Genomic DNA, 13,512 nt, shown 5'->3' on the forward strand with positions numbered 1-13,512 from the left:
GACAATATCATCGTTGAATAAAAAAGAAGCCATTTATTCTCTTATCGCCATTTCCTTTGTCGATAACATAGTAGTAATTGCCGGATAGTAATTCCTCTTTGTTATCCGATAATCCTTCAAAAATGCGGTCATTATTATTGTAATTATTGATTTCAGATAACTTATTTCCCCATCTATTAAAAATAGTCACGGTATTATCTGGATATAAATGAATGTTTTCAATAAATAAGAAATCATGTCTTTTGTCCCCGTTTGGTGTAATGAGATTAAATACTTTTATTTCAGGCAATTCTTCTTCTAAAACGGTTCCCACTACCTGAAATGAGAAATCATTGATATTAGTAGATATAGAAAGCGTTCCCCGGTAATCTCCTGGCACGGCTGAAACCAATTTAATACTGAATTCCTCAGTACTAAGGGGTGCAATAGTTGTAGGTTGATCAGTAACTTGAAAAACAGGATTGTTAATAGAAATACTATTGATTTGGATGCTGGAAATGCTACTTTTATTTTTAATCCCAACAGTTTTTGCCAAATCCACATTAATTAATGTGGATCCCACATTAATATCCTCATTGGAAAGAATGACTATTTCATTTTCACTATTAATGAAATTTACTTCGACAACCTCTGCTGAAACACTGAAGTTAAATGATTCCTGTTTACTATTGTTTTTAAGACTGATTTCACTGGTATATAAACCTACTTCATTTGCCTGGAAATCCAGGATGAAATGGCCGCTTGCCCCGGGTGCTATAAGTTCAGTGAACTGCTGAACTTTGAAGGCAGGATTGGAAGAGGTTATTTCTGAAATAAGCAGGCTAATATTTCCGGGATTATTAATTTCGAAGGTATGTTGCTTGTTTTCCCCGATGATAGTGTTAGATGAGGAGATAACTTCTTGTTGGTTATTGATTATTTCTACATTATTCTCTGAGGATACTGCAATTTGAGCACTTAAAAATGTAAAACCGGACATAGATGCGTTTCCAGAGGGTGTGTTTACAGAAACAATACCTGTGCTACCTTCTCCCACGACAGCAGTTATTATATTAGGTGATATTACCGCAAAAGACGTAGCTTCAGTATCACCGAAGAAAACAGATGTAGCAGCTGATAAATTTCCCCCCATGATGGTAATGATGGTGCCTTGAGTGGCACTAAGCGGACTGAAAGAGTTGATGACTGGTTCAGTTGTAAATTCAAAACCGGATAGAGTCGCAGTACCACCAGGAGTGGAAACAAGTACATCCCCCGAAGCTCCTGAGCCAACCACAGCTGCTATTTCGGTATCAGAGATTACAGTATAGGAAACAACATTGGTTCCACCAAAGCTTACTAAAGAAGCATTTGTAAAATCAGTTCCAATAATTGTTACTGTTTCGCCTTGAGCAGCCGAAGTTGGGTTGAAAGAAGTAATAACGGGGGCTGGAACAAATGTGAAACCAGCTAGAGTTGCAGTACCACCCGGAGTGGAAACAAGTACATCTCCTGAAGTGCCCGATGCAACCACAGCAGCTATTTCGGTATCAGAGATTACACTAAAGGAAGCAGCATCAGTTTCACCAAAGCTTACTGAAGAGGTACTAAGCAAACCAGTTCCAATAATTGTTACGGTTTCGCCTTCAGCAGCCGAAGCTGGACTGAAAGAAGCAACAGTTGGTGCAGGAATAAATGTGAAACCTGTTAGAACTGTATTACCACCCGGAGTGGAAACAAGCACATCTCCTGAAGCCCCCGATGCAACTACAGCAGTTATTTCTGTATCAGAGATTACAGTAAAGGAAGCAGCATCAGTTCCACCAAAGCTTACTGAAGAAGCGTTTGAAAAATCAGTTCCAATAATTGTTACTGTTTCGCCTTCAGCAGCCGAAGTTGGACTGAAGGAAGTAACAGTTGGCGCAGGAATAAATGTAAAACCGGTTAGAACTGTAGTGCCACCGAGAGTAGTGACAAGTACATCCCCTGAAGCCCCAGAGCCAACCATAGCAGTTATTTCTGTATCAGAGATTACATTAAAGGAAGCAGCATCAGTTCCACCAAAGCTTACTAAAGAAGCATTTATAAAATCAGTTCCAATAATTGTTACAGTTTCGCCTTGAGCAGCTGAGCTTGGGCTAAAAGAAGTCACGGTTGGGGCCGGAACAAATGTGAAACCAGCTAGAGTTGCAGTACCACCCGGAGTGGAAACAAGTACATCCCCTGAAGCGCCTGACGCAACCACGGCAGCTATTTCGGTATCAGAGATTACATTGAAGGAAGCAGCGTTGACGCCACCAAAACTAACTTCGTTTACAGTAGTGAAATTATTTCCTGTAATGGTTACTGTTTTATTTTCTCCGGTGGATGTTGGAGTAAATGAGCTGATGACAGGGGTAACAAAAGTAGTTTGCGAAGCTGGATTACCTGTAGCAGTTGTTGTGTTATATACTTCCAAAAGATCTTGACCATTATATTCGTAAACCCGTAAATGATAAGTTGTACCTTCGCTAAGTCCTGTAAGTGTAAAATTATTACCATTTCCATTATATACTACATAATTTCCGGAACCTATTTCCTGTCCATTACCAAAAACTGCATTGGCTGTATATGTTGTTGAACTCACCGGGGGTGCATTAATTAGAGCTCCTTCCCTCGCAAGTACCAGTCTGTTTGCCCCATCTCCTGCCGTCCAGCCAATATCCATTTGGGAAACAGTGACATTTGTGAAAGTAATATTTGTAGCCTGTGTTAAAGGCAGCGGGCAATTTGGTCCATTATCTAAAATGGCCCAACCATAGTTTTCAATTAGTTGTGATCTCTCCTCACCGGAAAAGCAAAAATTCAAATTATGGGCACCTACATTTAGGTTCAGCGGAATTTCAGTTTCTCCTGTACTTAAAGTTGCCCATCCACTTATTGTGGCATCGTAGTTAAAGGGTGAAAGAGCAGAATTTGTTAACATAGAATCCAGGCCTATAGGCCCGCTGGTTTCTTCGGCAAAGGGTTCCACAGAACTAATATCCCAATTTTCCAGACTTTGGTTAAATGAAGTGGCATCCCAAAACATTCCTCCCATGTCAACAACTTTGGAAACATCCCATTCGTCTAACTGACTGTTAAAGGCTGTTGCTTTGTGAAACATAGCAGACATTGTAGTAACATTCCGTACATCCCAATTGCTTAAGTCACTGTTAAATATAGTGGCTCCTGCAAACATTCCATTCATGCTGTTAACGTTGCCAACATTCCATTTGCTCAAATCACTGTTGAAAGAGGTAGCATTTTCAAACATCCTACTCATACTTAGTACATTGTTCACTCTCCAATCACTTAAGTTGCTGTTAAAGGATGTAGCTTCGGAAAACATCCTGCTCATGTTGGTTACATTGCTTACATCCCAGGAATTTAAATCACTATTGAACAAAGCCGCACCATCAAACATCCCATACATATTAGTTACATTGCTTACATCCCAACTGCTTAAATCACTATCAAATGCTGGTGCTCCTTCAAACATGGATCCCATGGTAGTTACATTGCTCACATCCCAATTACTTAGATTACTGTTAAATGAAGTATTGTAAGAGAACATTCCGTCCATTTCACTCACATTGCTTACATTCCAATTGCTTAAATCACCATTGAACGCTGTTGCTCCTGCAAACATAGAATTTAAATTAAGTACGTTACTTAATAAGGGTGCATCATTGGCGTTGGAAATTAAATTTATACAATAGTAAAAAGCATAAGACATATCCGTCCATTTTATATCTCCCCATTGCTCAATGCTGAGGATTCTACTTCTATTTGCAATAGTTGAATTAGCAAAATAAATTCTTGGGAAGTCTCCTGAAATAGAAATTTGATAAATATCATTATTGTTTAAGTCTGTAATTGTATAACTGCCGGATATTACTTCTGCAGAGCCATTACCAGCTCCCGGGGTTGTAAGATTAGTCCAACTAATATCGTAACTGTAGGTTTCTGAATTATGGGTTGGGATAGTAATTTCCCCATTTGTTGTTTGCCATGTGGTAATAAAGGGTAAGCAGTTATAACTATCACTATTAATCGTCCACCCATATGTTTGTGTTAATGATTGGCGACTAAGATTAGAATTGCAATATGTTAGGCCTGTTGCCCCTAAAGTGATAGATGTAGGTGTAGAAAATAAGTTTGCCCAGCCAGTTAAAGTAGCATCGTAATTTTTTGTAGATAATCCTGAATTATCCAGCATTCCTGTCATATTGGTGACATTTCTGATATTCCAGCTACCTAAAGACTGGTTAAAAGATGAAGCATTAAAGAACATTGTAGCCATATTAGTGACATAATACACATACCAATTCTCTAAGTTTTGATTGAATGAACTGGCACCGTTAAACATAGAACTCATATTGGTTACACTGCCTACATACCAATTGCTTATATCTCCATTAAATGATGTTGCTCCCGCAAACATCAAACTCATATTGGTAACACTGCCTACACTCCAACTATTTAAGTCCTGGTTGAATGAAATTGCATTATTAAACATCCGACTCATATTGATAACATTGCCTACATTCCAGTTACTCAAATCACTATTGAATATATTAGTCCCCGAAAACATATAGCTCATTTCAGTTACATTGCTCACATTCCAGCTACTTAAATCACCATTAAATGCAGAAGCAAAATAAAACATGGCTGTCATATTGGTTACATTGCTCACATTCCAATTGCTTATATCGCCATTAAATGAGGTAGCCTGTAAAAACATACCATACATATTATTTACATTGCTTACATCCCAAGTGTTTAAATCACTGTTAAATGAAGAGGCACCTGCAAACATCGCAAACATGCTGCTTGTCAAGCTTAAATCGGGAGCATCAACAGCATTGGAAATTAAATTGCTACAGCCATAAAATGCGTATTCCATACTTGTCCATGATATATCCCCCCACTGCTCAATGCTTAGTACTTTATCCTTGTCACCTGCATTGTTGAAATAGATGCGTGGGAAATCACCCGTTATACTTAGCCTATAAGTACCTGCACTAGGAAAATCAATGGTCGTGTTGCCCGCAATGCCACTAAGTGTGCCATTATTATTGTTGTTGCCTACTTCTTCCCAGAAAATATCATAATTGTAACCTGTTCCTGTAGTTGGAATGCTAATTTGGTTTGCTTCTGAAGTGCCTGGATTATCTGTTTTCCAAATAGTTACGAAACCTTGGGCAGACAACTCAAAGGAGAAAATAAGGGAAAGGAAAAGAGCGGTAAGAAACAGCGTAAAATTTCTCATATTGAACTTTTATAAATTATATGCAAATATAGTAATAATTTATGTAAATAAAATTATACTATAGATCACTATTTAATAGATTATGCCGATTAAAATGAATTGTATACTGAGTTTAAAGGGGGAGTGTGTTTTAAATATTTTTATTTTCATTTAGTTGCTGATAAATGTAATAAATTTTATTCGATATTGTACAGTTGTATCTTGTTAAGAAGCAGTATGTGAATGGATTAGGGGGGTAAGAGAAACATTTAGAACCTAAAATAGCTCATTAAAGAGGGCTTACCTGCCTCACTAATTTGATGCTTATCTTAGTTGATAAGCATCAGAAGTAATGAGGTCCAGTCGAAATGTTTTTTCGTTAGTTATTTTAAGTGGGGAATATCGAAGGACTATTTCTTCCAGCTGATCATTTTGCTTTTCACATCATTTGAATTGGTACCTACCATAATTTGAAATTCTCCTGCCTCCCAGGTGTGAATAATATTTTGATCTATCTGATTGTCGTAAGTGTAATATTTTAAATCGTCAGTGGAGATAGTGAAAGTCACCTCTTTTGTTTCACCTGCTTTTATCATCAGCTTTTGAAAACCTTTTAATTCTTTTACCGGACGTGTAGTGCTTCCTACCATGTCCCGGATGTATAGTTGAACCACTTCTTTTCCGTCAATTTTAGCAGTGTTGGTAACGGGAATGGTTATTTTCAATTTATCATTCCCTTTTAACTTTTCACTGCTAAGTTTCATCTCTCCATACTCAAATTCACTATAGCTCAACCCATAACCAAAAGGGAAAAGAGGCTCATTAGTTACATCAAGGTAGTTGGATTTGAATTTCTGAAACCATTCTCCTTCCAATGGCCGGCCAGTATTTTTATGGTTATAATAAATGGGTACCTGACCTACATTTTGAGGGAATGTCATGCTTAGCTTTCCGGAGGGATTTACATCTCCATAAATAATGTCTGCAATGGCACTTCCTGCTTCACTCCCTGCAAACCATGCATTTACGATGGCAGAAGTGTAATCCTGTTCCCATTTAATGGACAAAGGTCTTCCTGTCAATAAAACCATCACCACAGGTTTGCCTGTTTCACTTAATTTTTTTAGTAACCTTCGTTGGTTAGCTGGTAACTCAAGGGATGTTACACTTGAACTTTCACCGGAACTTTCAGAGGCTTCTCCCAAAACAGCCACTATTACATCCGATTGAGAGGCTACTTTAAGTGCTTCTTCCACCATTTCAGCTTCCGGCCTATTATCTCTGTAGGTGTTTTTACCGAAAACACTTATTCTTTCTTCCAACTTAGCATCTTCTACAACATTAGCTCCTTTTGCATAAGAAATATTAACACTATTGTCTGCTGATTGTCTTAAGCCTTCATAAATGGAAATCGATTTATCTACATCGGCACTTACACTCCAGGTGCCTACCATATTCTCTACATTGTTGGCGAGAGGTCCTATCAAAGCAATTTTGGTATTTTTAGCCAAAGGTAATACCCCTTCGTTTTTTAATAACACCATGGATTCTGCTGCCGTTTTTCTGGCTATAGCCCTGTTTTCAGCAGTGAAAATTTCTGATTCTGACCTTTTTTCATCAATGTACCTGTAAGGATCATCAAAAAGACCCAATTTGAATTTCGCTTCCAGTATTCTTCTGCAGGCAGTATCTATATCCTCAACTGTTAGTTTGCCCTCTTCGAGCGATTTTGTAAGTGTGGTTAGAAAACCTTCACCTACCATATCCATATCCACTCCTGCTTTTAGTGCCAGGGCAGACACTTGTTGTAAGTCACCCATACCATGGGCTATCATTTCATTAATTCCTGTATAATCACTCACTACCAGCCCATCAAACCCCCACTGGTTTCTTAGCACCTCAGTCATCAGCCATTTGCTTCCTGTAGCTGGAATGCCATCTACTTCGTTAAAAGAGGCCATTACACTTCCTACACCTGCATCAACGGCTCCTTTATAAGGAGGGAAATAATCATTGTACATTCTTAGCCTGCTCATATCCACAGTGTTATAGTCCCTGCCGGCTTCTGAGGCGCCATAGAGGGCAAAATGTTTCACACAAGCCATCATGGTGTTTTTAAGGGACAAATCATTTCCCTGATAGCCCCTTACCATAGCAGCAGCAATTTGATAACCCAGATAAGGATCTTCTCCCACGCCTTCAGAAGTTCTGCCCCAGCGAGGATCTCTAGAAATATCTACCATGGGCGAAAATGTCCAGGCTATGCCATCAGCTGTGGCTTCCTGCGCTGCTATGCGTGCCGATTGTTCTATCAATTCAAGGTCCCAGGTACAAGAAAGCCCCAAAGGGATGGGGAAAACAGTTTTATACCCATGAATCACATCCATGGCAAAGAGTAGGGGAATACCTATACGACTTTCTTCCACGGCTATTTTTTGCGCCTGTTTGATTTTATCTATCCCTTTAATATTGAACAAGCCACCTACTTTCCCTTCTTTTATCTGGAGAGCTATTCCGGAATTTGTACTAATTCCTGTGCTTACATCTCCTGCGGAAGGTAAATTAAGTTGGCCAATTTTTTCTTCCAGGGTCATTTCGGCTAAGAGAGAATCCACTTTTTTATCAATCGAACTTTGACCTTTATCAGTGTCTGATGCTTTTATGGAACATGAAAGCATTAAAATAGTGATTGAAGCGATATAAATAAGTTGCTTGATCATTTTAATTTAATTTTTAGTCTTGGAAAATAGCCAGGATAATAATTCCGGTTCAGCAAATGCGAGGTCCCAACTATTGTGGTCAGCATGGGGGTACAAGGTGAATCTTACGTTGGCATTTTTTGCTTTCAGGGCTTCTACCATTTCTTTGGAATAGGCAGGGTTAACAACATTATCCTTTGCTCCATGGAAAACCCATAGGTCAACGTTTTTGGCATAGGTGTCAACTGTTTCAGGGTCACCTCCACCACAAATTGGGAAAGCAGCTGCAAAAGTATCAGGTTTGCGATAGAGGAGTTCGAATGTAGCCATTCCGCCCATTGAAAGGCCTCCGAGATAGATTCTCTTTTGATTGACAAAATCTTTTTCAAGCATGGAATCTAATAGGTTGATGACTAAACTAAGTGCTTTATTAGGTTCTCCATCATAGTCGAAATTAAAAGTATTACCTTGATTAGATCTGTCTACTTCTACCTTTGCCCAATAATCATCTTTAGGGCACTGAGGAAATATGACAATGGCAGGGAAGTTTTCTCTGTTCTTTTCATTCAGAAACAAGTTGGCACCATGTGCCAGTTGCTTTTTATTGTCATTCCCTCTTTCTCCGGCACCATGCATAAAAAGTAATAATGGGTACTGCTTTGAAGCGTTAAAATCTTTAGGGTAAAGTATTCTGTGGTGGAGGGTGTCCTCTCCATTCAGAAATATTTCATGTTTGAATTCTTCTTTGTTTTGAGCTAACAAAAACACCGGAAAAAGTAAGTAAAAACAGCTGAAATATAGTTTAGTTCTCATAAGTAAAACCTAGTTTGTCCAATCCTGTCTTTACTTCCGGTGCAGTCATAAATAAATCCCAAATCAATCCTGTGCGATAATTTTCTATCATGACAGGTATAGGACCCTGGTCTATTGCTAAATAGTGCGGTACATACCAGTCATGCTCGAATGAAAAAGCATCATAAGGGCCATAGTTGCCAATCAGACTATCTTGAGCAGGTTGATACATGAACTTCAGGAATTGCATACTTTCTTCCGGGGTGTATGGGAAAGAAGAAAGAGCAGCTGTCGGGCTGATTACACCTAAATCGTCAGTAGGGTTATGTCCTGCATAGCCATTTATTGAATAACTCGAGGTAAGCCCCCAGCAGTTTTCCCCATAACCTTCAAAATCATAAGGATTGGTAACGGCATGTCTGTAATTAATCAAAGCATGGTTTTTATTTAATTCCCAATAATCTCCATATTGATCTTTCAGGCCTTTCGGATTAAGGCCAAGGTAGGAATAATGGGCCCAGAATAACGGCCCAACCGGCTTATTATCATGTTCATAATGATCCAAAACAGTGGGTAAGTCATAAAAAGTAGTATCGTTGGCAATCTCTCCATTTCTGGCCCAGCCTTCATGATAGGCAGAAGCATTAATGGGGAAAGTAGGAGAGGAGGCTGCCAACACATACATGATCAGACATTCATTGTAACCACCCACGGGAAAATTCATTTCCCACCCATAATCAGGCGACCAATGCCAATAGAGAACATTTCTGTCTACTGTGGAGGCAGGGTCGCCAGCTTTTGTATACCAACTCCACTCTACTTCTTCCCAAATCTTTGTAATTCTTGCTGCTAATTCTTTTTCCCGCTCATTTCCTTCTTCAAAATACTGCCTTACAGTAAGCAATCCCTGAATAAGAAATGCTGTTTCAACCAAATCTCCACCATTATCTTTCTCGCTGAAGGCTTTTACTTTAGCGGTTTCACCATTGAGCCAGTGAGGATAAGCACCGTGGAAACGATCTGCTTTCTCTAAAAAACTGACCATTTTCTCATATCTGTTCAAGGCTTCCTCTCGGGTGATAAAATTTCTTTCTATGCCCACAAGAATAGCCATCAAACCGAAACCTGTTCCACCCGTGGTGACAATATGTTTGTCATTTGAAGGATAGTTCCCGTCCTCATGGAAACGTTCCCTTGCCAGCCCCGAATTAGGCTCAGCGCCCTCCCAGAAGTACTGGAAAGTCTGGTACTGTACAAGGTTCAAGAGTGAATCCTCACTTACGATTGTTTCAGACGATTCATTTTCTTTTTCAGTTTGTTTATTGTCTGCAGGAGAACAATAGCTGAACAGAAAAATAATACTAATAAATGTGAATAATTGCTTCATAAGTTTATTTTAATAAGTAAATCCAAGTTTTGTTAAGCCGGCTTGCACCTCCGGATCTGACATATATAAATCCCAAATAAAACCTGTTCTGTGGTTTTCTATCATGATGATAATTGGCCCCTGATCTATAGCCAAATAAGAATTGGCATACCAATCGGCCGTAATATTAAAGGCATCATAAAATCCATATTCTCCCCAAAGTCGATCTCCCATTAAATAATAAAAATGTTTGATGGCATCCATTGAAGCTTCCGGAGTATAAGGAATGGAAGATAAGGCGGCTGTTGGTGTAATTACCCCTAAATCATTATAAGGAGAATGCGCACTATAGCCTTCATGATTATCGCTGGCAGTCAACCCCCAGACATCTTCGCTATATCCCACATAATTCAAGGGGTTGTCAATTACGTAGGCCCTGTTGATTTGACTATGGGCTACATTCTGCTCCCAATAATTAGCGTATTGATCCTGAAGATTGCGGGGATCCATGCCCATGAAAGAGTAATGGGCAAAGAATAATGGTCCGCCTCTGTCTGACCCCAGTGGCTTAGTGATGCCATAAGATTGGTTGCCATTCATGATGTTACCATTTTGAGCCCAACCCTGCTCATATACTTCTTTGGAAATGGGATAAGTGGGAGAGGAGGCCGCTAATGTATACACAATTAAACTTTCATTCCATCCCCTGATGGTATGATTCATTTCCCAGCCATAATCAGGCGACCAGTGCCAGTACAAAACATTTTCACCTCCTTTGGTGAACCAACTCCATTCCACTTCCTGCCATAAAGTAGTGATGACATTGATGATGGCAGCTTCTTCAGGAATACTTTCATCAAGAAAAGCCCTTGCAGTTAAAAGCCCTTGAATCATAAAGGCAGATTCAACCAGATCAGCGCCATTGTCTTTTTCGCTGAAAGCAATGGTTTCTCCTGTATTGCCATTCATCCAGTGGGGCCACACTCCGTGGAACCTGTCCGCCTGGCTAAGGAAATTGGTGATTTTAGCTAGTCGCTCCACGCCTTGCTGGCGGGTGATGAAATTACGGTGAATACCTACTAAAATAGTCATTATGCCAAATCCTGAGCCGCCAATGGTCACTAAATCTCCGGAAGTATTTCTTTCTCGAGCCAAGCCACTATTAGGGTGAGCAAAATCCCAGAAATACTTGAAAGTCTGCTGTTGTACTTTTGTAAGTAATTCTTCATCATTAATTTCAGGGAATTTGAAGGTGGAATCTAATTGGGTGTAAAATTCTTTGGTAAAGCCATCAAATTTGAAATTATTGATGCTTTTAAGATTGGATGAAATGGTAAGCGTGTATTTTGCTAAATCACGTGCTTCTTCATCTGATGTGATCTGCAATGTTTTGTCATTTTCAATGGTAAACCCTAAGGATAGTTTAGTGCCTTTGTTAGTAATGGAAATAAAATCCTCGAAATTGTTTTCAGGGTTTAGTTCATCGGAAAAGGTGAGAGTAATTTGAGGAGCAAGAGGAATGTTGGTAATTCTTGCCGATGTTTTAAGTTCTTTACCATTAATGGTAGCTTCTTCAAGTAGGAAAGAGCCTTCTATGGTTTTAAAAGTAAATTCAGCCCCTGGAAATTCGTTCCCCACTATAGATTGTATGGTGCCGATTTGGACAGTATAGCTTGTGTTATGCTCAAAATCTGATTCCGGAATTGCTGAAACCGTTTTATCTTCATCCAAATAATGAAAGGTTAATGGTACTTCTATACCTTCAGTATTACTGATTGTGATGTTGGTTTCTGTTGTTTCTTTGTTTAAAGTTTCAGAAAATGAAATGATTAATCCTTTATCAACAGGAGCATCCTCCAGCGTTTGGTTTTGGATCAAATCCATTGTGCCAATTCTCACACTTTGTAATTGCAATAAGCCTTTTTCTTCTTCAATAGCATTGTCATCGCTACAAGAGAAAAGCAAGAGAAGGAAGAAAAGCAATAAGTATCTGAATACATGCATATTTGAAAAGTAAAAAAAGCAGAGGCTTTTTACGACCTCTGCCCACCTTTATGAAACAACTAAACAATTATGGTTTTTCGGCATTGTAGAGATTGGTTACATCTTCTGCTGAATAAGCAGTATGGAAGATCCTGAAATCATCTAACCATCCTTTAAAATGCTTTGATGTTGGAATGTCATATCCCCCCCATGGTTCTGCGTCCCAAAGAGTTCCAGCTCTTGATTGAACAAACCCAAAAGCTAATTCATCAACTACTTCTGGAGCTTGTCCTCTATAAGTTACTCCTTTAACTGAAGTTTTAACATCTTCTTCAGGCCATAAATCGAAATCAAAGCTTTTCATTAATTCACCATTGAAATATAGTGAGCCTTTCTTTTCTGTAGCATCATAGCTATATATTACATTATACCACGTGTCCTTGATAATATTTTGCATTTGTTCAGGACTTAGGCTCTTTGCATAGTCCCAACCTTGCCATCCACCATTGGTGTTATCTGTTGCTTCGCTAGGAAACCACATATCTTCTCCAACGGTAGTCCCATCCTCAGTTTCATAACTAATAGCAAATTTAGAACCATCATAAGAATCAAATATCTCATATTGAATTCCATAATGAGCGCCTAATCCAAATACAAACATTCCTGTAGGATCTCCATTTTCATTCACATGATTTTCTGTTTCGGTTTTCGCCCAGAAGCTAACTGTAAAATCATCAGTATCATTCATTAAAGATGCCGCATTTGGCACTTCAATAATACTTGCATCTCCATTAAAATAGGCAGTACTTGCAATTGTACCAAAACGGTCTGTCTGATAATCTATTTCTACTTCAGTTCCATCTTCATAATTATCCATTTCGTCTGATGCATCCCCATCAAACTTCCAGTAAGCTACTTGTGTGTTAGACTGAGGAGCTTCTACAGGTAATCTGCCAGCCGTTTTAAAAGTTCTTGTGGTGTTAGTAAATGCACCTCCATCGCTTCCTGCTATGCCTGAAGTAATCGTTAGTGTGTAGTCGGTTCCCTGAATCAATTCTTCAGTAGGAGTCACTGTAATTACAGATCCATCGGCACTCACATTGGTAGTAGAAGCAGCTCCATCACTTGTTATAGTAATATTTGAAGCGGTTGCCGTTGATGCATCTACTTCTTTATTGAACGTAATTTCAAAGACTGCATCAGGTGGTACATCCGTTGCAGATGTTGCAGCATTTAAATCTTTAGTGGTTTCCTCACCTGTATCGAGGCTCGTTCCTGTGGCAGTAATTGCTTCCACAGTTAATTCCGGGGCGCTGCCCTCATCATCATTATCACAGCCTGCAAAAACCAGGGCACTTAACAAAAATGCACCCATCAGGTACTTTGTTTTCTTCATCATTTCCATAGTCATTCAATTTAAG

General features: G+C 39.1%; 6 protein-coding genes. All 6 read right to left on the bottom strand.

Annotation, left to right across the window (positions count from 1 at the left end):
• Positions 1-7: 7 nt before the first annotated feature.
• The 6 genes from JKA74_RS08350 to JKA74_RS08375 all read right to left on the bottom strand — a co-directional run bounded on the left by JKA74_RS08350 (position 8) and on the right by JKA74_RS08375 (position 13,490).
• Positions 8-5,272 (bottom strand): BspA family leucine-rich repeat surface protein, encoded by a 5,265-nt coding sequence (locus JKA74_RS08350; protein WP_201430727.1) that lies wholly within the window; start codon positions 5,270-5,272, stop codon positions 8-10.
• A gap of 389 nt (positions 5,273-5,661) precedes the next feature.
• Positions 5,662-7,971, bottom strand: a complete 2,310-nt coding sequence (gene bglX, locus JKA74_RS08355) for a beta-glucosidase BglX (RefSeq protein ID WP_201430728.1) — start codon at positions 7,969-7,971, stop codon at positions 5,662-5,664.
• A gap of 6 nt (positions 7,972-7,977) precedes the next feature.
• Positions 7,978-8,763: a carboxylesterase family protein gene (locus JKA74_RS08360; RefSeq protein ID WP_201430729.1), complete on the bottom strand. Its 786-nt coding sequence runs from the start codon at positions 8,761-8,763 to the stop codon at positions 7,978-7,980.
• The gene (locus JKA74_RS08365) at positions 8,753-10,129 is read right to left on the bottom strand and encodes a glucoamylase family protein (protein ID WP_201430730.1); all 1,377 of its coding nucleotides are present in this window, start codon (positions 10,127-10,129) and stop codon (positions 8,753-8,755) included. Before JKA74_RS08365 ends, JKA74_RS08360 begins: the two co-directional genes overlap by 11 nt.
• A 9-nt stretch (positions 10,130-10,138) precedes the next feature.
• Positions 10,139-12,112 carry a glucoamylase family protein gene (locus JKA74_RS08370; protein ID WP_201430731.1) on the bottom strand — a complete coding sequence of 658 codons (1,974 nt, stop codon included), beginning with the start codon at positions 12,110-12,112 and terminating at the stop codon, positions 10,139-10,141.
• A 67-nt stretch (positions 12,113-12,179) separates the two neighbouring features.
• Positions 12,180-13,490 (bottom strand): Ig-like domain-containing protein, encoded by a 1,311-nt coding sequence (locus tag JKA74_RS08375; RefSeq protein WP_201430732.1) that lies wholly within the window; start codon positions 13,488-13,490, stop codon positions 12,180-12,182.
• Positions 13,491-13,512 lie beyond the last annotated feature (22 nt).

Origin of the sequence: Marivirga aurantiaca (assembly GCF_016679925.1) — a bacterium.
Classification (GTDB): domain Bacteria; phylum Bacteroidota; class Bacteroidia; order Cytophagales; family Cyclobacteriaceae; genus Marivirga; species Marivirga aurantiaca.

What these genes read in the sequence shown, in the direction of transcription:
- bglX (WP_201430728.1), bottom strand. Translation starts at nt 7,971, where the DNA reads ATGATCAAGCAACTTATTTATATCGCTTCAATCACTATTTTAATGCTT.
- JKA74_RS08375 (WP_201430732.1), bottom strand. Translation starts at nt 13,490, where the DNA reads ATGATGAAGAAAACAAAGTACCTGATGGGTGCATTTTTGTTAAGTGCC.
- JKA74_RS08360 (WP_201430729.1), bottom strand. Translation starts at nt 8,763, where the DNA reads ATGAGAACTAAACTATATTTCAGCTGTTTTTACTTACTTTTTCCGGTG.
- JKA74_RS08370 (WP_201430731.1), bottom strand. Translation starts at nt 12,112, where the DNA reads ATGCATGTATTCAGATACTTATTGCTTTTCTTCCTTCTCTTGCTTTTC.
- JKA74_RS08350 (WP_201430727.1), bottom strand. Translation starts at nt 5,272, where the DNA reads ATGAGAAATTTTACGCTGTTTCTTACCGCTCTTTTCCTTTCCCTTATT.
- JKA74_RS08365 (WP_201430730.1), bottom strand. Translation starts at nt 10,129, where the DNA reads ATGAAGCAATTATTCACATTTATTAGTATTATTTTTCTGTTCAGCTAT.